Origin of the sequence: Fundidesulfovibrio terrae (assembly GCF_022808915.1) — a bacterium.
GTDB classification, from domain to species: domain Bacteria; phylum Desulfobacterota; class Desulfovibrionia; order Desulfovibrionales; family Desulfovibrionaceae; genus Fundidesulfovibrio; species Fundidesulfovibrio terrae.
In genome coordinates this window covers 169401-190389 of record NZ_JAKZFS010000004.1, presented here as the reverse complement: position 1 = coordinate 190389, position 20989 = coordinate 169401, and the positions used below count along the sequence as shown (strand labels likewise).

Genomic DNA, 20989 nt, shown 5'->3' with positions numbered 1-20989 from the left:
ACAATGATAGCGTTGCGGTCGAACCGCAATCCAAGGAGACGTTTCGATGCATTGGTCCCCGCCGGTCCTCTGGGCGCTCATCGGGCTCGGGTTCATCGCCCTGGAGGCGATCCTGCCCGGATTCGTCATCATGTTCTTCGGCCTGGGCGCGCTGATAACGGCCCTGGCCGCCTGGGCCTTCGACATCCCCCTGCCCTACCAGGCCATGCTCTTCGCGGCCGCCTCGGTGGCCAGCCTGGCGACGCTTCGCACCACGTTCAAGAAAATCTTCCAGGGCGGCCTGCGTGACTCGGGCGATCCTCTCAGGCGCATGGAATCCTTCGTCGGAACCGCGGCGGTGGTGACGGAAGACATCTCGCGCGCAACCGCGGGCCGCATCAAGGCGCGCGGATCGTTCTATACGGCCGTGGCCGATTCGCACATTCCCGCTGGCGAGACGGTTCGCATCGTGGAAGACGTCAACGGCGACCACACCCTCTTCAAGGTCGCACGGGAGCAATAACCCATGGATTCGCTCATGATTTTCACTCTGTCCCTGGCCGGACTGGTTCTTGTGCTGGTCCTCACGTCCGTGACCGTGGTGCCCCAGCAGAGCGCCTTCCTGGTGGAGCGCCTTGGCAAGTACAGCCGCACCCTGGAAGCGGGTTTCCACATCCTGGTGCCGCTGCTGGACCGGGTGGCCTACAAGTTCTCCCTCAAGGAAGAGGTGGGCGACACGCCGTCGCAGCCCTGCATCACCAAGGACAATGTCACCGTGCACGTGGACGGCCTGGTGTACATCAAGGTCAACGATCCCAGGCTCGCGGCCTACGGCATCTCCAGCTACCGCATGGCCGCCACGCAGCTGGCCCAGACGTCGTTGCGCTCGGCCATCGGCAAGATCACCCTGGACAAGACCTTCGAGGAACGCGAGCTCATCAACGCCGAGGTGGTCAAGGCCGTGGACGAGGCCGCACAGGCCTGGGGCGTCAAGGTGATGCGCTTCGAGATCAAGGACATCGTGCCGCCCGAATCCGTGAAACAGGCCATGGAAGCCCAGATGACCGCCGAACGGGAAAAACGCGCCCAGATCGCCCTGGCTGAAGGCCAGAAACAAAGCGCCATCAACATCTCGGAGGGCCAGAAGCAGCAGGCCATCAACCTCTCCGAGGGCGAGAAGATGCGCCAGATCAACGAGGCTGAAGGCCGGGCCAAGCAGATCGAACTGGTGGCCGCGGCCACCGCCAACGGCCTCAAGCAGGTGTCCGAGGCCCTGAACGCCGAAGGGGGCCTCACCGCCGCCAACCTGCGCGTGGCCGAACAGTACGTGGACGCCTTCGCCAAGCTGGCCAGGGAGTCCACCACCATGCTCATCCCCCAGAACACCGCCGACGTGGCCGGGATGATCGCCACGGCCATGCAGACCATCAAGAAGACGTCCTAGCTGCGGGGGATTGGGGAGAGGAAGCCGCCGATGCGGCTGGCAGGTGCCTCCTCCGCTGCGTTGTGGCGAGCAGGCACGGCTGGAGGAGGAAAGAAGCCTCCGGCGGCTAGCGGGCGAGCGCCTGTCGGAATCCTGCCTTGGGCATGCTTGCGGCTCTCGCTTTGCCGTGGGTCGACATGCGGGCGAGGCTGGAGGGAAGAAGCCTCCAGCGGCCAAAGGGCTCCGCCCTTTGGAATCCCGTTTCGCGCTTCGCGCACGAAAATGCCCGGCCCCGGACCGTCCGTGGACGGCCCGGGGCCGGGTATTTTCGTCAGGTTATCGAACGCCTATCGATTGTCTTAGGCTTGCAACAATCAGAAATACTTCTTTTCTTTTCGCCTGATTTCAGAGAGGCCCAGCATCTCGTTGAAGCCATGGAAATCCATCATGTCCGAGTGGAGGGCGCGGGTCTCGCCCGAGCGCTTGATCTCGTCCATCGCCTTCCGGACCGCGTGGGCGGCGGCGTAGAGCCCCGAGGTGGCGTAGGCCACCACGGAGAAACCCAGTTCACCGTATCTGTCGGCGGGGAGCATGGGAATCTTACCGCCCTCCAGGTACACGGTGAAGGTGGGGCCGGGGATTTCGGCGGCCACGCGGGCAAGTTCCGCCTCGGTCCTGGGGGCTTCCACGAAGATGATGTCGGCCCCGGCTTCCAGCAGGAGCCTGCCGCGCGTGAGCGCCTCTTCCATGCCCAGCACGGCCAGGGCGTCGGTGCGGGCCATGACCACGAAATCCGGATCGGTCCTGGCGTCCAGGGCGGCCTTGATGCGGGCGAGCATCTCCTCGCGCCCCACGACATCCTTGCCTTCCATGTGGCCGCAGCGCTTGGGCGAGACTTGGTCCTCGATGAATATCCCGGCCGCCCCGGCCTTTTCGAAGGCTTTCACGGTGCGGGCCACGTTGTTGACGTCGCCGTGGCCGGTGTCGCCGTCGGCCAGAAGCGGCAGGTCCACGCAGTCGGTCAGGCGCCGGATGTGGTCGGCCATCTCGGTCATGGTCATGAGCCCCACATCGGGCTGGCCCAGCAGGGAGGCGCTGGCCCCGTAGCCGCCCGCGCACAGCGCCGCAAATCCCGCCTGCATGGCGATTCGGGCGCAAAGCGCGTCGTGGACGCAGGGCATCCTGAGTATTTCCGGGCTCTTGATGAGATCTTTCAATCGGGTGGTATTCTTCATGACTGGCCTTTCATGAGATAAGGTATCGCCCCGGACGCGAAGCTATAACGGGTCCAGGGAAGTTCCTTCCCTGGCGGGTGCAGGGCGGCGCCCTGCCGGGTCCGGGCGGAGCCCGGCAAGTTCGGTCCCGTCCTATCTTCTCGTAGCGACAATCGTATCCAGCAAGCAGTGGCAGATGGAGTGGTGCAGCACTTCCACCTGGCCGTAGGAGCGCACGGGCACGTAGAAGTTGCCGTCGCCCAGGGCGCGCAGCGGGTTGTCCGGCTCGAAGCCAGAGAGCGTGAGCACCAGGCACTTCTTGGCCCGAGCGGCGGCAGCGGCGCGCAAAATATTCTCCGATCGCCCGGAGGAACTGATGGCCACCAGCACGTCACCTTCGTCGGCGAACATCTCCACGGGTTTTTCGAAAAGGTGGGGGTAGCCGAAGTCGTTGCCGATGCAGGTGAGTCCGGAGGCGTCGTTGAAGGCCAGGGCGCGCATGCCGCCGGTCTTCCAGAAGTCGGTGGCCATGTGGGAGGAGATGGCGGCCGAGGCTCCGTTGCCGATGAACATGAGCTTGTTTCCGCCCTGTGTCCGGCGGTGCAGCAGTTCGGCTCCGGCGGCAACGCCGGAGGCCAGGTCCAGGGTGTCGCCACCCGTGCCGGTGTAGAGGATGGACTCGGTCAGGGCGCACATGGTGCGGTAGAAGTCGGCTGCGGAACTTTTCACGGGTGCTCTCCTACGCCGCCTTGGCCCGGCGGACTTTCAGGAAAAACCAGGCCAGGGTGGCCAGCAGAATGAAGACCACCGAGCCGAGCAGCATTTCGGCCACCTGCATGGCGCTTTCGTGCTTGAATGCCACCAGGCCCGCAAAAAGTGCAACCCCCAGGCCTTGAACCCACATGAAACCGAATTCGCTGCGGGCCTGGGAATAGGCGAAGAGCACGTTGGCGGTGGCCAGAAGGGCCATGGCGGCGCTGAGCACGGAAAGAATCGGCCCTGCAGCCTCGTATTGAGCCCCGAAAAGGAGCGTGATCACAAGCTTCGAGGCCACTGCGCAGACCAGGGCGAACCCGCCGCCCAGAAGCACGGTCATACCCAGCGACATCCACAGGCTCTTGTTGTCCTCCTGGCCGCTGGCCTTAGCCGTTGCGGCTTCGGTGAAGAGCACGCTCACCAGCACGGAGGGCCCGTAGAAGGCGATGCGCCCGAGGATGGCGGCGGTGGCGTAGAGACCGGCCTCGTCGCCCGGGCAGAAGTGGCGCACCAGGACAAGATCCAGGTTGTTCAGGCACATGGTGACCACGGAGCTTACGATCATGGCCAGGGCGTATTTGCCCATCTCCTTCTGGAAGCCGTCGGGCAGGGGGGCCGGGGTCACCCGGAAGAGGTCCTTCAGGTACACGAGCGAGATGCCCCACTGCGTCACGATGGCGATCAGGCCGCAGAGCATGGCGCCGGTGACGCCCTGTCCGAACCAGGTGAGCAGCACCAGGCAGGCCAGGAAACGCGTCGCGGCGTTGCTGGCTCCGGCCAGGCCGAATCCCGTGAAGCGCTGCAGGCCCTGGAGGATGCCCAGGGGCACGGGCACCAGAAGCGACAGGGAGACCATGCCCACCAGCACATACACGGGCGACAGGGACTGCAGGTGCAGGAAGTCCTTGAGCCAGGACGCCCCGAAGAATCCCAGGACCAGGGCCAGGGCGGCTGCCACGCCTGTAAGCCGCAGGGCCTTGTCGAAGAGCCCGCGCACCCGGCCCATGCCGTCCAGGGCGAACCCGGCGGTGAACCGGGCCATGATGAGCGGCACCACGCCCAGGGGCGCGGCCAGGATGACGGTGCTGGAGTTGAGGGCGTTGAAGCTGCCGAACTCGTCCGGGGTCAGGGCACGCCCGGCGGTGAGCTGGAAGAGGTAGTTGAACACGTTGCCCGAGTTCATGAGCACGAGGATGATGAAATTCTGCTTGAGAAACCGTTTCACTGAGTGCTCCCGGCCGAATCGTGGGCGTTCGGGCGGCGTTTGAAGTGGGTGGCGAGGGCGGCGCAGAAGAGCCAGAGACCGCACATGCCGAAGGTTTCGGATACGGGAGCGGCTCCCGCCGCCCGGACGGCGGCGGCCAGGGCCGCGCAAGCCAGGAAGCCGGAGCAATAATGGAGCGAGGCGGCTCCGGCAAGGCCCGGGAACCTGCTTGCGATCCGCACCCGGAGCGCCCGCCAGATCGGCACGGCCAGAAGCGTCCCCAGCATGGTGACGAGCCGAACGCCTCCCGCTCCGGGGAGAATGCCGGCGGCCAGGACGGCCAACGCGGCGATGAGCCACGGCTTCACCCGCAGAGGCGCGCCAGAAGGCCCGGCGCTGGCGTCCAGCCAGTCGCCGAGGGCCTCGAACGCCTTGGCGGACACGCCCCGGCGCGCCGCGAGCCAGGCAAGGCACAGCGCGGCCGTACCGACCAGGATGCCGAGCAGCTTGCCCGTCTTGGCGCCGCCCTGTCCGGCAGCCTGCGCCGGTCTGCCCAGGCTTTTGAGCGCCGGTCCCGAGGCGTCGGCCAGGAGGAGCGCCTCCACTTCGAGCCAGGGGTTGCGCGCGAAGCGTACCGGGCCGGTGCCGGACGGGACGTCGGCCTTGCCCATGGGCAGCCAGCGGGCCGAATTGGCCATGCTTTCGGCCTGGGCCTGATCCAGGCCGGACAGGGTGCGCTCGTCGCCGGCCAGGTCAAGGAGCCCCTGGGTCTCGAGCACCTGGGGCCAGGTGGCCAGGCGCTGCCCGGCCAACACCGCGCGGGGACACTCGAGCCCGGCCCCGCTCGCCCCCCCGGTGAGGGCAAGGGAAATCGCGGGCCAGCCCGGCGTGTTGGCCCTGGCGTCCAGGCCGGGCGCCCCCGGCAGGTACACGGCCACGCGCGAGGACGGGGAGCGCAACGGGATTTTGGCATGCCTGCCGCCGAAGGCCACATCCACGCAGGGGGGCTCGTCGGCGGCGTTCCACGGGGGGGTGGCCAGGTCGAGCACCAGCCACTGGGGATCGAAGGCCGGGCCCGAGGCCGAGAGCGTAAGGCTCGCGGGGCCGGTGCGAGCCGCCATCAGGTCGCGTGATTCGTCGAAGAGGTAACGGGCCGAGAACAGGTTGCGCCTGGGCGCGGCCTTGTCCCAGCTTTGCAGCACGGCCCGGCGCAGGGTCAGGGACAGTTCCGGGCCGGTGGCCGAGAAGTCGAGCCGGACTCCCTCGACTTTGGGGGGCAGTTCCGGGAACACGGCGGGCATGCCGGGCTTCACGGCCACGCTCACGGTGCGCCCCGAGCCGTACGCCTGGGCCGTGACGCCCGAGAGCCCCTGGCGGGCGCGGCCCAGCTCCAGCCACAGGCTGTAGGCGCGGCCGGGCTCCGGAGTGAACGAAGCGCCCGTCTCCAGCGTGAGCCCGCCGCCCGAGCACTCCACGCCCAGGCCGTCCGGGGCCGAGGAGAAGGCCAGGCGCCCGGGCGAGGAGAGCATCTGGCCCGCGAAGGCCGGAGCCACGGGGGGCTGCTCCCCCGGCTGGCCTGCAGGCTCGCCACCGGGCTGGGACAGCGCGCCGAAATCCACACTCCAAAGCGGGTCCTGGCCCACCAGGCCGTTTGCGTCCTCGATGTCGCAGGGAGCGCCGAAACTTGAGCAGCGCTCGGCCGTGGCCGCGAGCAGCGCCGGCACGTCCCGGCGCGGGGCCACGTCGGCCAAGCGCGCCCCTTCCAGGGTCTGGGCGAAAGGCTGGCCCAGGTCCTGGGGGGACTGGAGCACGGCCACGGACGACAGGGCCATGTCCTTGAAAGGCGCCTGCCGCAACTCTTCGAGGTTGGCTGCCAGCTCGCCCCGACCCGAGAACACTTCCCGCGCCCGGGCCGGAAGGTTTCGCGGCAGCCCTGATGCCACGGCGGCCGAGTCCAGGCCTGAAGGCACGAAGAGGATGCGCTCCACGTTGCGGCTGCGCACCACGTCGTCCTGGTTCTGCTTGAAGAACATCAGGGCCATTTCCTTGAGCGAAACGGCCTTGGCCCCCGGAGCGATCTCACGCAGGTGGCGGCCCACGTAGAGGCGCAGGATGGTGCGCCCGTCGCCCAGATCGAAGATGCGCTTGGGGATGGCGTACCAGTCCAACACGGTCTTGCCCTTGCCCGCCGCATCGAGCGAGACTACCAGGTTCACCTGCACGTCCTGACCGCGCGCGAGCACCACGTCGATGGCTCCCACGCGTGTCAGGTCCTTGCGGAAGCGGCGCTGCACGAAAGTGGAGAGGCCGTCCTGCGAGTAGCGCCAGAGCTGGTCCGGCTCGCGGTCCAGGAGCCTGGATATCTGGTAGCGCAGGCCCTTGGCCGTCCAGTCGGCGCGGGCCACGTCCACGGCGTCGCGCGCCGGGGCGTCGGCGAAGCCGGGAGTGAGCTGGTCCACGGTCTCCAGGGGGTCGGAGACGAAGATTTCAGTACGCCCCGGCCCTGCGAGGGCCACGGCCAGGCCCAGGCAGCCGGGCCGGGCCGGATCGGCGGTAAGGTAGTCGAGCCGGGCTTCGTTGAAACCGGCCAGGGAGGCTCCAGGCGCGGCGATTTCCAGGCGGCGCACGCCCCCGCCCTCTCCCGCGGTCCCGGTCCCGCTCCAGGCGGCCGCCTGGGCCGGAAGGTCCAGGGCGCGTTCGGCCAGGACCCGCGCGTACTTCACCTTGCGCATGGCCACCCGCCCGTAGAGCTGGCCGGACACAGCGGTCCCGCCCGCCTCCCAGAGCGCTGGGGGCAGCGCGAGCGTCCTGGCCTCGAAGCGGGCCGGCTCGGCCAGCGCGGCCACGGGCAGCAGCAGGCAGAAGAAAAACGTGAAGAGGCGCGTCATTCGGGCTGCCTCCGCTTGAGGATCATGAATCCGTCGTCCTCGTGCACGGTGTCGAACCGGGACTGGACCTTCTCCAGGTTCTCGCGGAACACGGCGGCCACGCTCTCGTCGCGGCAGGCCCCGTCCTTCCACTCGCAGCCCTTGTCCACCACGAACCAGGGGCGCTTCAGGTCCAGGACCACGTATTCGGCCAGGCTCTCGGTGACGGGGAACACCGGTTTCTCGCCGGTCCAGATGAAACGCCGGAAATCCGCCAGGGTGGCCTGCCCGGAGTTCTGGGCCAGGTGCGGCTCGAACACGGCCATGGGGAAGCTGTTGGAGAAGGAGCGGGTCACCGCCTTGCCCCAGTTGAGGCTGTTCTGGGTGATGACCACCTGGGAGATATCCGAGGGCAGGATGGTCTCCATGGCCCGGATGATGCGCGTGTCGCGCGAATCCGGCCAGAATCCGGAAAAGCCGCCGTTGCGCCAGAAGTGCACGGACACGGGCGAGGGCGAGAGGGCGATGTGCCCGGCCAGGAGCGCCAGAAAAAGGATTCCTGCCCAGCGGTCCACGCGGGAGTGGCGCGCCTGCACCATGTCCCGGGCCAGGGGAACGGCCTGGCCGAAAGCCACTATGAGCGGCGCGATGAGCCCTGCCGTATAGTGGTTGGTGACGGAGTAGTAGTCCGGGCGCGTGGAGAGAAGCGACAGGGCGAGCGTGGGCAGCGTGACGAAGAGCGGCCCGGGCGACAGAAGCGGCAGGAAGGCCAGGCCGCCGACAAGGGCCGCAAGATAGCGCAGCTTTTTCACGTCGCCCAGCACCGTACCCAGCACCGCGAACGGATGGGTGAGCACCCACCAGATCTTGCCCATGACCGATCCGCCGCCGATCCAGGCGAAGGCCCCGGCCGAGGCGCCCACGCCTGCGTCCATGGTGAAGAACGGGATGAGCTTGGCCGTGGCCAGCCAGAACCAGGCCAGGCCGGTGATGAACACGATCATGCCCGGCAGCCCTCCGCGACGCTGGAAAGCCAAATACAGCCCGAACATGGCCGCCTGGATGGCGAAGGTCTCCTTGATGAAGCACAGCGAGAGAGCGGCCACGGCCGCGGCCCAGGGACGACCGTCGGCCACCCGGAAGAAGAACCAGAATCCGATGGGCACGGCCAAGTGGTCCGGGTGGAAGTCGAACAGGCCGTTGTGCCACACTGCGAAGTACCCGAAATAGGCCAGGGCGGTGAACGCGCCGTAGCGCCGGGCGATGAACGGCAGCGGCAGTGAGAGCATCACTGCCTGAGCCACCATGAGCCCAAGCGGGGCCAGCCAGTCCGGCAGGGGGCTGATCGCCCAGGCGTACAGCCAGAGCACGGGCTGGATGTGCCCGTTCAGCGCCCGCCACCACTCTCCGGCGTCGGACATGGCCGTCAGGTTGCAGACGAACACTCCCAGGTCGAACACCGTGGATCTGAGCGCCAGGTAGCGCATGCAGGCCAGAGCCGTGAGCGCGCCCATGAGGGTGAGCCCCATGGTCCAGGGCCAGCGGGGCTTTTCGTCGGGGATGATGCCGAACCTAGCCACGCCCGCTTCCTCCGCCCTTTTCAGCATTCCGGACCGGCCCGCGCAGTCCCGCACGGGCGCTCAGGGCGGCCAGAGCCGACAGGGCCAGGGCCACCGTGACTCCCGAGGCCACCAGCCCCATCAGGTAGAAGCGCTGGGGCCGGAATTCGATGACGAACTCCATGTCCACGCCGCCCGCGGGGTTGGGCCGCACATAGCGGCTGGCGTCGGGGCCAAGGCATTTGAGGATTTCCGGCTCGATCCACCAGACGTTGGCGTAGCCCTGCGCCTGCCAGTGCAGGAGTTCCGGCCAGGGCATGGCCCGCCCCTCGGACGCCCCGGAGGCGCGCCAGAAGGACGGAGACAACGGATCGGCCGCAGAGTCGCCCAGGCGCGCGGGGTCCGCCGGGTCCAGCGAGCCCTCGTCCCAGGCGGCGGAAAGCGGCGGCTTGGCCAGGTTGTCGTTCTGCACCGTGGTCAGGAAGCGCTTGGACACGAAATCGACCGTGAACTCGTCCGTGCGGGTCCCCACCACCCGGCCCCCGGGGCCGTACACGTCGGCCCGGCGGATCTTTGTCGCGCCGTCGCCCAAGGTGCTCACGAAGCCCTTGGCCACGTAGTCCTGGAGCTCGTCCGGAGAGGCCTGCTCGGCCTCGTTGTCCGCGAACACGCGATATCCGGGCGCCAGGGACGCCGGGCGCACCCCGGTCTCTTCGTCGGCGGCGGGCATGAGGTAGGCCCGCCAGCCATGGTGGAAGGTCTCCTGGAACAGAAGCGGCACGCCCTCGCGCACCCCGGAGAGGCGCACCACGCAGGCCGTGGGGCCGAGCCTGCGGAATTCCACGGAAGGCGGCTCGTAGCGCCTGCCCCGGTACACCAGGGCCTGGCGCTTGCCCGAGCGGTCCGAAAGGAAGGCCCGCTCGCGGTCCTGTCCCGATTCCGGGCCCATGACCCGGCCCAGAAGCGCCAGGAACCCGGGGTTGTTCCCGGCCGAGACCAGGGCCTGTCCGGGCCGGTACATATCGAGCCCGGTCACGTCCGGCAGCGACGCTGCCACCAGGTCCGCGCCGTCGCCCGAGGCGTCGGCCACGGCCAGCAGCTGGTCGGCGGCCATGACGTAGGGCGCGGCCAGGGGATTGCGGTAGAGGTCCACCGTCTCGAACCGGGCCACGCGCGTGAGGCCCGACTGCAGGGACAGGGCGCGGTCCAGAACGGGCTTGTAGTTCTTGAACCCGTCCACCACCGGCGAGCCCTGGTAGCCAGGCTGGAAGTCCTGGTAGGAGATGAAGAACGCGTCGTGGGGGTAGACCAGGTACTTCACCGAGGCCAGCCCGAAGAGCCGGTCCAGATGGGGGCTCGGCTGCTCGGCGAACATGGTCTTTATGATCTCGTTGCCCAGGGGATTGTTGTAGAAGGCCAGGAAAAAGGGCTTGGGCGAATAGGCCGAGGACCACTCGTAGCCGTAGGGCGAATCGCCGGGCCAGCTGATGCCCACAGGCGGCAGGTAGGCCACGCGGAAGCCGTCCCGTTGGTCGCGCAGGAAGGAGTAGACCTTGGCGTCCTCGGGATTGACGGGAGTGTGCTTGAGGGCCAGGGGCTGGGGAATTTTGTCCTTGGGCGAATTGTCCAGGAGCTTCTGGCCAAGAAACGGCGACACGAAGACCAGCACCACGGCCAGCATCCCGGCGCGCAGGAGCCAGGGGCGCTTGAGCCCCCCCTCCTCCCAGGCTTGGGGCAGCCGGAAGGCCAGCAGGGCGTAGGCGGTCACGATGAGCGGCAGCCAGCGGGTGGTGTTGGAGAAGGCCGCGAACAGGATGGGCACCAGCCCCTTGAGCAGCCACTGGTAGAAGGCGAATCCGAAGGGCGTACGCGAGCCGCACACCAGAAGCACCCCCACCACGGCCACCAGGAAGAGGGCATTGGCCTCCTCTCGGCCGGTTCGAGGGCCGCACGCGCAGCATCCAGCCCCCTGCCCCCCGGATTGTCCCGAAACCGTCTCGGCCGGCGCGGCGGCGCGCCGGCCCCGGGCCATGAACGAGCATAGGGCCAACCCCGCCAGGATCAGCGACGACGCCACCCAGGGCAGGCGCATGCCGGAAGGCGACGGGAAGGCATACTCGGTGTCCATGCCCGGGCGCAGGTCCAGGCGGATGACCGCATCCACGGGCTGGCTGGTGGACTGGTGGAAGCCCTCGCGCATGGGCAGTTCCGTATCCACCGTGACCTCGCCCTTGGCCGAAGCGGAAAGGCCCCAGCCGTGGCGGATGGCCCCCTTGCCCAGGTAGTCGGCCAAGAACGGGGCCATGAAGTGGATGTTCATGAGCAGGGCCAGGGAGAAGATCAGGCCCAGTGCGGTGAGCAGGCGCGCCCGTCCGGGCCCCCGTACCAGGAAATAGAGCGTCACGAGCGACAATATGGCCACGCTGCCCACGCCCACGCTCGGGTGCAGTGAGGTGAGCCCCAAGGTCAGCCCGCAGACGATGACCAGCCTTGGGGACAGGCGCCCCTTCAGCCGGACCCTCTCCACCAGGTTGAAAAAGGCCAGCAGCAAAAGCGGGATCAGGGCGAACCCGGCCAGCATGGGCATGTGCCCGGCCACCACCCGGCTGTACGTGTAGGGCGAGAGCCCGTAGAAAAGAGCCGCCAGGGTGGCGTAGAACCAGTTCAGCCCGAGCCGGCGGGCCAGGGGCAGCATGGCAAGTCCCGAGGCCGTGACGAAGGCCCAGGGCAGGAGCTTGGACATCCACTCCCCGCCGATGGCGGCCAGGGGCGTGATGAGCTGCCAGTAGAGGAGCTCCAGCTTGAAATAATGGTAGCGCCCGGTCTCGAAGTACGCATCCCAGGTGGAGAAGTGGTGCCGGGCCATGGAGGCGAACTGCTCGGCGAAAGCCGGGATGCCCCAGTCCCACGTATGGCCCACCAGCCCCGGACGCAGAAAAACCCCCAGGAAGGATGCGGTGCAGAGTGCCACGACGGCCAGCACCGCCAGAAGTTTCTTCACCGGGTCACGCATGGGGGGAGGCCTCCGGCGGCCAAAGGGATCCACCCTCCGGACACCCTCTCCGCTCCGCGAAGGTCGATGGCAGGCCCCGGCTCACGCTTTGGCCCGGAAGGACTCCTCGAACACCCTGTCCAGGATGGAGGACCAGGAATAGGACCGCATGTAGGCCAGGGCCGCCTCGCGCATGGAGCGCCACTGGCCGGGGTCGGCGAGCATGCGCCCGATGGCGTCGGCCAGGGGTTCCACGGCGTAGTCAACCACGATGCCCGCGTTCAGCGCCGCGATGTCCTTGTGGATCTCGGGCACCGGCGTGATGATGGTGGGCAGGCCGCAGGCCAGATAATCCTTCACCCGGCTGGGGTCGGCCCACTGGGAGAGGTTGTTGGGCGAGGGCTTGTACAGGGCCAGGGCCACGTCGTAAGCGGGCAACATGGCCAGCACTTCGTCGTGGGGCTTTGCCCCGTGCAGGATCACGCCTTCGCCCAGCGCCGCCAGGCGCGGCTCGTAGGGCTGGTAGACCACCCCGTCCTCCACGGCGTCGTGGGGAGTCTTGCCGATGACGTGCAGGCGAAGCTGCGGGAAGCGCTCCTTGAGCCTGGGGAAGGCATCGATCACCAGGTCCACGCCCTTGGACGGGGCCAGCGCGCCCAGGAGCACCAGGTCGCGCGGTTCGCTGGCCGACTTGTCCGGGAGGTCGATCTTCTCTAGGTCGACGCCCACGGGCACCAGGACGTTCTTGGCGTCGGGCAGCCCCTGGGAGCGGCGCACGTCCTGGATTCGCGGCGAGATGTTCCAGGCCGCGTCGCAGTGGCGCACGCAGAAGCGGTCCAGCCAGTGGTACACGGCGTTCAAGAGCTTATTGGAGAAGCGCTCGGGCATCCAGTCGATGGTGTAGAAAATGACGAAGTTCGTGAGTCCGAGCCATTTGAGCACCACGCCCACCACCGTGTTCAGGGGATCGGCCCCCAGGTACACGTCGTAGCGGCCGCCCAGGCGCAGGAAATAGAACAGCGTGAACAGCGCGTCCTTGACGTAGGTGGCCAGGGCCGGAAGATTCCAGCCCCCCTGGCGCGCCTCGCGCAGGAGCGTGCCCCCCCGGTAGTCCTGCATGCGCGAACGGCGGTCCGCGCAGTAGTGGAACGGGTGGTAGATGACCCCCAGGCGGTCGGAGCGGGTCTTCAGGTAGTTCTCGACCGCTTCGGAGGGACCCGACAGGTCGGTGACGTGGCTGACCAGGACGATGGATTTGAATCGCATGATGTTTAGGATCCGTCGAAGCGGGATTCGGTGCGCAGGCAGCAGATGTTGTCGAGGAACCAGCGATAGGTGCCGACGAGGCCCTCTTCCAGGACGATGGAGGCGCGCCAGCCCAGGGCATCGAGGCGCGAGACGTCCAGGAGCTTGCGCGGGGTGCCGTCGGGCTTGGAGACGTCGAAAACGAGCTCGCCCGTAAAACCCACGACCCGGGCCACGGCCTGGGCAACCTCGCGGATGGTCAGGTCCTGGCCGGTGCCCACGTTGAGGAAGTCCTCCCCGCTGTAGTTCTCCATGCACCACACGATGGCGTGGGCGCAGTCGTCCACGTGCAGGAACTCACGCCGGGCATTGCCCGTGCCCCACACCGTGACGCTCGGCGCGCCGCTGACCTTGGCCTCGTGGAAGCGGCGCATGAGCGCGGGCAGCACGTGGGAATTCAAGAGGTCGAAATTGTCGCCCGGGCCGTAGAGATTGGTGGGCATGAGGCTTATGGCGTCGAAACCGTACTGGCGACGGTACGCCTGGCAGGTCTTGATGCCCGCGATCTTGGCCACGGCGTACCACTCGTTGGTGGGCTCCAGCGCCCCGGTGAGCAGGTGCTCCTCGCGCATGGGCTGGGGCGCGAACTTGGGGTAGATGCACGACGAGCCGAGGAACACCAGCTTGGAGACGCCGCTTCTGTAGGCCGCGTCGATGACGTTGCACTGGATGATGCAGTTGTTCCAGATGAACTCGGCCGGATAGGTGTCGTTGGCGTGAATGCCGCCCACCTTGGCTGCGGCCAGGACCACGGCCTCGGGGCGCACGTCGGCCATGAAGCGGCGCACCGCGGCCTGGTCCGTGAGGTCCAGCTCCTGGCGGGTGCGCGTGACCACATCGGCTCCGGATTTTTCCAGAACCCTGGCCACGGCCGATCCCACGAGGCCCTTGTGGCCTGCCACGAAGATGCGCGAATATTTCACTTAGGAGTCCAATGCCGCGGAATTGAAGCCCGCGCCTCTTACCACGCGGGGCACCGGTTGGCTAGTGCCCATTCAGGAAGGGTCGCAGCGCCTCGTCCAGCCGCAGCAGGTTCGCACAGGGGGTCACGGTGTCGCCCCGCATGGCCCGGCGTTCGATGTCCTCGGCCTGGGCCGCCAGATCCGCCAGGCCGGCGTTGAGCAGATTGCCCTTGATGCTGTGGGCCCAGTGGGACGCTCCGTCCGCGTCAGACTGGTCCAGGGCGCCCCGCAGCGCACCGAGCCCCTGGGCCAGAGCCGTCCGGCTGGTCTCCACGAGCCTTTCAACCGCCGCGTCCTGCAGGCCGAAGGCCGATTTGAAATGCTTGCGTATATCGCCCGCGACCGCGCTCACGCCCCTGGTCCTTCCGCCGCGGCCGCGAGGAACGCATCGTGGCGTTGGCCGTAAGGCGGACACGAGAAGAACGCCGACCCTGACACCAGCACGTCCGCTCCGACCCGGGTCAGTTCGCCGCAGTTCTCCACGGTGACGCCGCCGTCCATCTGGATCAGCGTGGACAGTCCGCGCTCGTTGACCATGGCGCGCAGGGCGCGCACCTTGTCCAGGCAGTAGGGGATGAACGACTGGCCGCCGAAGCCAGGGTTCACGCTCATGATGAGCACCATGTGGAGCTTGGGCAGCAGGTACTCCACCACGTCCAGCGGCGTAGAAGGATTGAGCGCCACGGCGGGCTTGGCCCCCAGGCGGGCGATCTCGGACACGGCCCGGTCCAGGTGGGCCGTGGCCTCGGCGTGCACGCACACCAGGTCCGCCCCGGCGTCCACGAACTCGCCCAGGTAGCGCTCCGGGCGCTCGATCATCAGGTGCACGTCGAAGAAGAGCTTCGAGCGCTTGCGCAGGGCCTTGATCACCAGCGGCCCCACGGTGATGTTGGGCACGAAGAGCCCGTCCATCACGTCCCAGTGGACCCACGAAAGCCCGCCCTCTTCCAGGGCGGCCAGTTCCTCGGCCAGGCGGCCGAAATCGGAGGACAGAAGCGAGGGGGAGAGGATCATGACTCCTCCATGGCGAAATCGACCTTGATCTTGAAGAGCTTCTCGGCCGGAAGGTTCAGGATGGAGATGCCCGTGGCGCGGGTGATCTCGGCGAGGGATTCGCGCACGGCCTCCATGGAGGGGCCGATGAAGGTGAACCAGACGTTGAAGGAATGTTGCCGCAGATAGTTGTGGGTCACGCCCGGATAGCGGTTGACCTCGGCCACGAAGGACTCGATCTGGTCCTCGGGCACGCGGGCCGCGCACAGGGTGGACTGCCAGCCAAGCTGCTGCGAGCTGAAGTTGCCCCCGATGCGCCGGATGATGCCCTTCTGCTTGAGCGCCCGCACGCGGGCCAGCACCTCGGTCTCGGTCAGCCCCACCTGCTCGCCGACAACGGCGTAAGGGCGCGGCGATATGGGGTAATTCGATTGAATGATGTCGAGTATCTTGCGGTCGTGTGCGTCCATGGCGGGGATGATAGCCTATTGGAGTTCGGAGGCAAAGAGCAGAAAAAAGCGGGGCCGCCCAAAGGCGGCCTCGCTGACAATCCTTCTCAGCCCCGCTTGGGCTGATATGTACACAGCGGCTCGGGCTTCATGGGGTCGCCGTTCATGGTGTAGGCCCTGGCGCGGCAGCCGCCGCAGACCTTGTGGTATTCGCACGGGCCGCATTTGCCCTCGTAGGCCTTCTGGTCCCTGAACTTCCTGAACCACTCGGTGTTGGCCCATATCTCCGGAAACGACGTTTCCAGCACGTTGCCGCAATCCAGGTCCAGGTAGCCGCAGGGCTGCACCACGCCCGAGTGCGATATGAAGCAAAACCCGATGCCGCCAAGGCACCCCCGGGTCATGGCGTCCAGCCCGAAGGTGTCGGGCGTCACCGGAACGCCGTCGGCCTTGGCGCGCTGGCGCATGATGCGCAGGTAGTGCGGGGCGCAGGTGGCCTTGAGCTGCATGCGGGTGGTCTTGCGGAAGTCGTAGAACCAGTTGAGCACCTGCTCGTATTCCTCGGCGGTGATCACCTGGGCCAGGATATCCGCGCCGCGCCCCGTGGGCACCAGGAGGAATATGTGCCAGGCGCTGGCCCCCAGCCCTTCGACGAGCTTAAAAATCTCCTTGAAGTTGTGCAGGTTCGACTTGGTGACCGTGGAGTTGATCTGGAACTCTATCCCCGCGTCCTTCAGGTACTGGATGCCGCGCAGGGCCTGTTCGAAAGCGCCCTTCTCGCCCCGGAACTCGTCGTGAGTGGCGGCGTCTGGGCCGTCGATGGAGATGGAGCAACGCTGGATGCCCACTTCCTTCATGCGCCGGGCGCTCTCGGCGGTGATGAGCGTGCCGTTCGGAGCCATGACGCAGCGCAGCCCCTTGGCGTTGGCGTAGCTGACCAGGTCGTCCCAGTCGGGGCGCATGAGAGGCTCGCCGCCGGTAAAAATAATGATGGGGTTGCCCACCTCGGGGAAGGTGTCGATAAGGGCCTTGGCCTGGGCGTTGGTCAGCTCGCCGGGATAGGGCTCGAAATGGGCCTCGGCCCGGCAGTGCTTGCAGGCCAGGTTGCAGCGCCGGGTGATCTCCCAGGCGACGAGACGCACCGGGGGCGCTCCGTTGGGCAGGGTCTTGGGCATGGCGCCCGGGTGGCCGCCGGGGTGGCCAAGTCCATGGCCGCCGCCCGCGTGTCCCGCGCCGGGGGAACCGGCAAGCTGCGGGCCGGCCGCCGGGGCTCCGGGATGTCCTTTGGAATGCGGATGCATGCGATATCCTTACAGACGCTCGATCACGTCTTCCGTGAAGTAGGTCAGAATCAGGTCCGCCCCGGCCCTCTTGATGGCCAGGAGCGACTCCATCATCACCGCGTCGTGGTCCATCCAGCCGAGCTGGGCCGCGGCCTTGATCATGGAATACTCGCCGCTCACCTGGTACGCGGCCAGGGGCAGGTCGAAATTGTCGCGCACCAGCCGGATGATGTCCAAATACGGCCCGGCGGGTTTCACCATCAGGAAATCCGCGCCCTCGGCCACGTCGGCGGAAGCCTCGCGCAGGGCCTCGCGCCAGTTGGCCGCGTCCATCTGGTAGGACTTGCGGTCCCCGGCCTTGGGGGCGGACTCGGCGGCCTCCCGGAACGGGCCGTAATACGCCGAAGCATATTTCACGGCGTAGGACATGATCGGCACGTTCTCGTGGCCGTTGCCGTCCAGCACCGAGCGGATGGCCGCCACGCGGCCGTCCATCATGTCGGAGGGGGCCACTATGTCCGCGCCGGCCTCGGCGTGGGACAGCGCCGTCTTGGCCAGAAGCTCCAGCGTGGGGTCGTTGAGCACGCGTCCGTCGTCCGTCAAAATGCCGCAATGGCCATGGGAGGTATATTCGCACAGGCACACGTCAGTAATGAGCACCAAGTCCGGAAACTTCTTGCGCAGCTCGCGCAGGGCGCGCTGCACCACGCCGTTTTCGGCGTAGCCCTGGCTGCCCACCGGGTCTTTTTCCTGCGGGATGCCGAACAGGATGCAGGACTTGAGACCCTTGTCCACGGCGCGGGCGACGCGCTCCACCAGGGCCTTCATGCCCAGCTGGTTCTGGCCCGGCATGGCACCGATGGGCTTGACCATGTCCTCGGAGCCGGTCTCAGCCACGAAATAGGGCATGATCAGATCGTTTCGGGAAAGGGCGGTCTCGCGCACGAGGTCGCGCATGGCCGGGGTGCGGCGCAGGCGGCGGCCGCGATGAAAGTCGAACATTGCGTCCTCCGGAAAGCGTGCCGGAGAAGATGCCTCCGGCGGCCAAAGGAACTTCGTTCCTTTGGAATCCTGTATTGCTTCGCGTCAATCGATGCGAGATTTGCCGGGCATGAAGCTCGCAAAGCCGCGCTTCATGCTTTTATTAATAAATCTTTTATTTATCGCCGGTTGCGGCGATGGCGATCCGCCGGGATAAGCGCCTGCTTTGAGGCGCGATCCCGGCGGCTCATCCCGCGCCCTGGCCCGACTGCCTCACGAATCCCGCGAAGCTATTGCCGGGTCCAGGGGGAGGCTTCTCCCCCTGGCCGCCGGAGGCATCTTTATTCTTCTCTTCTCTACTTCTTAATTTCGTCGTCGGTCAGGTAGCAGGCGGGGTCCTGGGCCCAGACGTCGCCGTAGTAGGCTTCGGCGCGGGCGCGGAAGTTGCCGCCGCAGATGTTCAGGAAGCGGCAGTCCTTGCAGCGTCCGCCCACGTACTGCTTCTTGTCCTTGAGCTTGGAGAGCAGCTCGATGTTGGGGTCGTCCCAGATCTGCGAGAAGGGGCGCTCCAGGACGTTGCCGAAGGTGTGGATGCGCCAGAACTGGTCGGCGTGCACCTGGCCGTCCCAGGAGATGCAGCCGATACCGCGCCCGGAGTTGTTGCCCTCGTTGTACTGCAACAGTTCCATGACCTCTTCGGCGCGCTTGGGGTCTTCCTTGAGCAGGCGGAAGTACACGTAGGGGCCGTCGGCGTGGTTGTCCACGGTGAGGACTTCCTTCTCATGCCCGGCCTCGAAGAGCTCGCGGGTCTTGTCCATGATGAGGTCGACGACCTGGCGGGTCTCGGCGTGGTCCAGGTCTTCCTTGATAAGCTCGGAGCCGCGCCCGGAGTAGACCAGGTGGTAGAAGCAGATGCGGGGCACTTCCAAGTCGCGGATCAGGTCGAACAGGCCCGGGATTTCGGTCCAGTTGCGCTTGTTGATGGTGAAGCGCATGCCGACCTTGAGACCCTCGGCCTTGCAGTTCTCGATGCCCTGGAGAGTCTTCTTGAAGGACCCGGGCACGCCGCGGAACTTGTCGTGGATTTCCTCGAGGCCGTCCACGGAGATGCCCACGTAGGAGAGGCCGACGGATTTCAACTCGCGGGCCTTTTCCTTGGTGATGAGGGTGCCGTTGGTGGAGATGACCGCGCGCATGCCCTTGCCCACGGCGTGGTGGGCCAGTTCGACCAGGTCCTTGCGGACCAGGGGCTCGCCGCCGGAGAAGAGCATGACCGGCGCGCCGTAGGCGGCCAGATCGTCGATCAGGGCCCTGCCCTGTTCGGTGGATATGGGGTCGCTGCCGGTCTCCTCGGTGGCCTTGGCGTAGCAGTGGACGCACTTCAGGTTGCAGCGTTTGGTCATGTTCCAGACCACCACCGGCTTCTTGTCCTTGGAGAACTGGAGCAGATGGGAAGGGAGCTTGCCGGAATGGCGTCCGTAGCGCAGGGCGTCGGAGGCCTCCACGGTGCCGCAGTAAAGCTTGGAGATGCCGATCATGCTATGACCTCGATTGTGCTTGTGTGGGGGGGTGCTAGCAGATTTCCCCCCGGCGCGAAAGGACCTGGATCACATTTTACCCGGGCGGGGGGACGGTCGTTCGGGCGGGGCGGGAGTGCGTGCCGTCCGCCTCTGCCCGACGGCTAGGACCGATTTGAAGACGATCCGTCGCCGCCGGGCACGAGACAGCCGTCCCGCATCCCCGCCCCGCCCTTGGCAATATTGCCGGGCCCGGAAGCGAAGCGGAACAGGATTCCAAAGGAACGAAGTTCCTTTGGCCGCCGGAGGCATCTTCACTCTTCATACAAAAAACCGCCGGACCTAGAAATAAGTCCGGCGGCCTGATTCGCAAGATTCCTAGTTGTCCAGGTTGGAGCTCTGGAGCGGCTTTTTGGGCGGCGGAGGCGGGGCGTGGTCCTGGGGGATGGAGACCGGCACGGAGGAAGCGCCCGGGCTTTGGTACTGCTGTCCCATGTTCCATTTGCGGATGGTGCCGCCGGTGTCGTGGGCCAGGGTGGCCATGATGGCCCAGAGGGGGTCCTGGGGCATGCGGTTTTCGCGCTTGAAGAGGATGAAGTCGGAGCTGCGGTCGGGGTCCATGCGCCCGGCCTGGGTCATGGACCAGATGCGCTGGCCGGAGTTCACGTCGAAGACTTCGAAGGAGAGCGAAATGGCCGAATCCGAGCGGGTTCCGCCCGCCAGGATGTAGCCGATGCGCCCTGTGACCACGCAGTCCGCGCCGCGGTCGCGGGCCACGAGGATGGCCTGTTCGTTGGTGAGGCCCTCCTGGGTGGGCTCGTAGAAGACGGTCGGGAAGACCTTGTCCTGCATCCAGGTGTTGGCGAAGATTTCGGTGAGCTGCTTGGAGAGGTGGCGGGCGTTGACCACGTCCTGCTGCACGGCGAATGGCAGCACCACTGCCTTGAAGGGCCTGGTGGGGGCGTTCATGGGCTGCACGAACACGGTGGGGTTGTTGCGCTTCACGTCCACGTCCACGTAGAGCACGCTCTGTTCGGCCAGCTTGGGGTCCACGGCGCAGGCGGACACAAGCGTCAAGAGCGCCAAAATCACGACGATCGGTTTCATAAAAAAGCCTCGCGGGCGGTTTTCCATGGCGTTGAGCAAGAAGCGCGCCTGCCGCTATTGGGGCCGCGTGGTGGGCGGCGGGGCAGTGGACACGGTGTCCATGAGCTGCGTCTTGGAGTGCAGCAGGCTTTCGCGCAGCTCGAGGCGCTTCTTGAGCGGCAGCAGCCTGAATTCGGGTTTGGAGGTCAGTTCGTCCAACTGGTCCATCTCATCCCGGATATTCTGGATCCTGTTCTGGAAGGACTTTTCCTCCGGCCACACCCGCGAGGCGATCTCGGCCAGTTCGCGCAGTTCGCGCGAGAGGTCCTGGAAGGCCCTGGGAGCGGTGTCGCGGGAATTGCGCCTGCGATCGAGCGCATTGGCGATGCCTCGCCTGATCCAACCGAACATATGCGGAC

18 protein-coding genes are annotated in these 20989 nt (G+C 66.7%); 2 read left to right on the top strand and 16 right to left on the bottom strand.

Features of this window, described 5'->3' with window-relative positions; genetic code table 11:
- The first annotated feature begins 46 nt into the window (after positions 1-46).
- Both ML540_RS13700 and ML540_RS13695 read left to right on the top strand, forming a co-directional pair.
- On the top strand, positions 47-502 hold the full coding sequence (locus tag ML540_RS13700; RefSeq protein WP_243362064.1) for an NfeD family protein: 456 nt from the start codon (positions 47-49) through the stop codon (positions 500-502).
- Positions 503-505: 3 nt separating this feature from the next.
- Positions 506-1423: an SPFH domain-containing protein gene (locus tag ML540_RS13695; protein ID WP_243362062.1), complete on the top strand. Its 918-nt coding sequence runs from the start codon at positions 506-508 to the stop codon at positions 1421-1423.
- 353 nt (positions 1424-1776) lie between these two features.
- On the opposite strand, the gene ML540_RS13690 is transcribed toward ML540_RS13695, so the two are convergent.
- The 16 genes from ML540_RS13690 to ML540_RS13615 form a co-directional block, all read right to left on the bottom strand.
- Entirely contained in the window at positions 1777-2637 is an 861-nt protein-coding gene (locus tag ML540_RS13690; RefSeq protein WP_243362060.1) for an isocitrate lyase/PEP mutase family protein, read from the bottom strand.
- Between the two features lie 132 nt (positions 2638-2769).
- On the bottom strand, positions 2770-3345 hold the full coding sequence (locus ML540_RS13685) for an SIS domain-containing protein (protein ID WP_243362059.1): 576 nt from the start codon (positions 3343-3345) through the stop codon (positions 2770-2772).
- Positions 3346-3355: 10 nt separating this feature from the next.
- The gene (locus ML540_RS13680; protein ID WP_243362057.1) at positions 3356-4597 is read right to left on the bottom strand and encodes an oligosaccharide flippase family protein; all 1242 of its coding nucleotides are present in this window, start codon (positions 4595-4597) and stop codon (positions 3356-3358) included.
- Positions 4594-7464: a hypothetical protein gene (locus tag ML540_RS13675; RefSeq protein ID WP_243362055.1), complete on the bottom strand. Its 2871-nt coding sequence runs from the start codon at positions 7462-7464 to the stop codon at positions 4594-4596. The genes ML540_RS13680 and ML540_RS13675 overlap by 4 nt, the downstream gene beginning before the upstream one ends.
- Positions 7461-9023: a DUF2079 domain-containing protein gene (locus tag ML540_RS13670; protein WP_243362053.1), complete on the bottom strand. Its 1563-nt coding sequence runs from the start codon at positions 9021-9023 to the stop codon at positions 7461-7463. The genes ML540_RS13675 and ML540_RS13670 overlap by 4 nt, the downstream gene beginning before the upstream one ends.
- Positions 9016-12015, bottom strand: a complete 3000-nt coding sequence (locus tag ML540_RS13665) for a DUF2079 domain-containing protein (RefSeq protein ID WP_243362051.1) — start codon at positions 12013-12015, stop codon at positions 9016-9018. The genes ML540_RS13670 and ML540_RS13665 overlap by 8 nt, the downstream gene beginning before the upstream one ends.
- 81 nt (positions 12016-12096) lie before the next feature.
- The gene (locus ML540_RS13660) at positions 12097-13260 is read right to left on the bottom strand and encodes a glycosyltransferase (RefSeq protein WP_243362049.1); all 1164 of its coding nucleotides are present in this window, start codon (positions 13258-13260) and stop codon (positions 12097-12099) included.
- Between the two features lie 5 nt (positions 13261-13265).
- A complete protein-coding gene (fcl, locus tag ML540_RS13655; RefSeq protein WP_243362046.1) occupies positions 13266-14222 on the bottom strand; it encodes a GDP-L-fucose synthase in 957 nt (318 codons plus the stop codon).
- Between the two features lie 61 nt (positions 14223-14283).
- Entirely contained in the window at positions 14284-14613 is a 330-nt protein-coding gene (locus tag ML540_RS13650; RefSeq protein ID WP_243362044.1) for an Hpt domain-containing protein, read from the bottom strand.
- Positions 14610-15275, bottom strand: coding sequence for a ribulose-phosphate 3-epimerase (gene rpe, locus ML540_RS13645; protein ID WP_243362043.1), 666 nt, complete (start codon positions 15273-15275; stop codon positions 14610-14612). Before rpe ends, ML540_RS13650 begins: the two co-directional genes overlap by 4 nt.
- Positions 15272-15724, bottom strand: a complete 453-nt coding sequence (gene ahbA, locus ML540_RS13640) for a siroheme decarboxylase subunit alpha (protein ID WP_243362041.1) — start codon at positions 15722-15724, stop codon at positions 15272-15274. The genes rpe and ahbA overlap by 4 nt, the downstream gene beginning before the upstream one ends.
- A gap of 86 nt (positions 15725-15810) precedes the next feature.
- Positions 15811-17004, bottom strand: coding sequence for a heme b synthase (gene ahbD, locus ML540_RS13635; protein ID WP_423747895.1), 1194 nt, complete (start codon positions 17002-17004; stop codon positions 15811-15813).
- A 9-nt stretch (positions 17005-17013) separates the two neighbouring features.
- Positions 17014-17988 (bottom strand): porphobilinogen synthase, encoded by a 975-nt coding sequence (hemB, locus tag ML540_RS13630; RefSeq protein WP_243362038.1) that lies wholly within the window; start codon positions 17986-17988, stop codon positions 17014-17016.
- A gap of 335 nt (positions 17989-18323) precedes the next feature.
- Positions 18324-19505, bottom strand: coding sequence for a 12,18-didecarboxysiroheme deacetylase (ahbC, locus tag ML540_RS13625; protein WP_243362036.1), 1182 nt, complete (start codon positions 19503-19505; stop codon positions 18324-18326).
- A 357-nt stretch (positions 19506-19862) separates the two neighbouring features.
- Positions 19863-20591, bottom strand: coding sequence for a hypothetical protein (locus tag ML540_RS13620; protein WP_243362033.1), 729 nt, complete (start codon positions 20589-20591; stop codon positions 19863-19865).
- A gap of 54 nt (positions 20592-20645) precedes the next feature.
- Positions 20646-20981, bottom strand: coding sequence for a hypothetical protein (locus ML540_RS13615; RefSeq protein WP_243362032.1), 336 nt, complete (start codon positions 20979-20981; stop codon positions 20646-20648).
- Positions 20982-20989 lie beyond the last annotated feature (8 nt).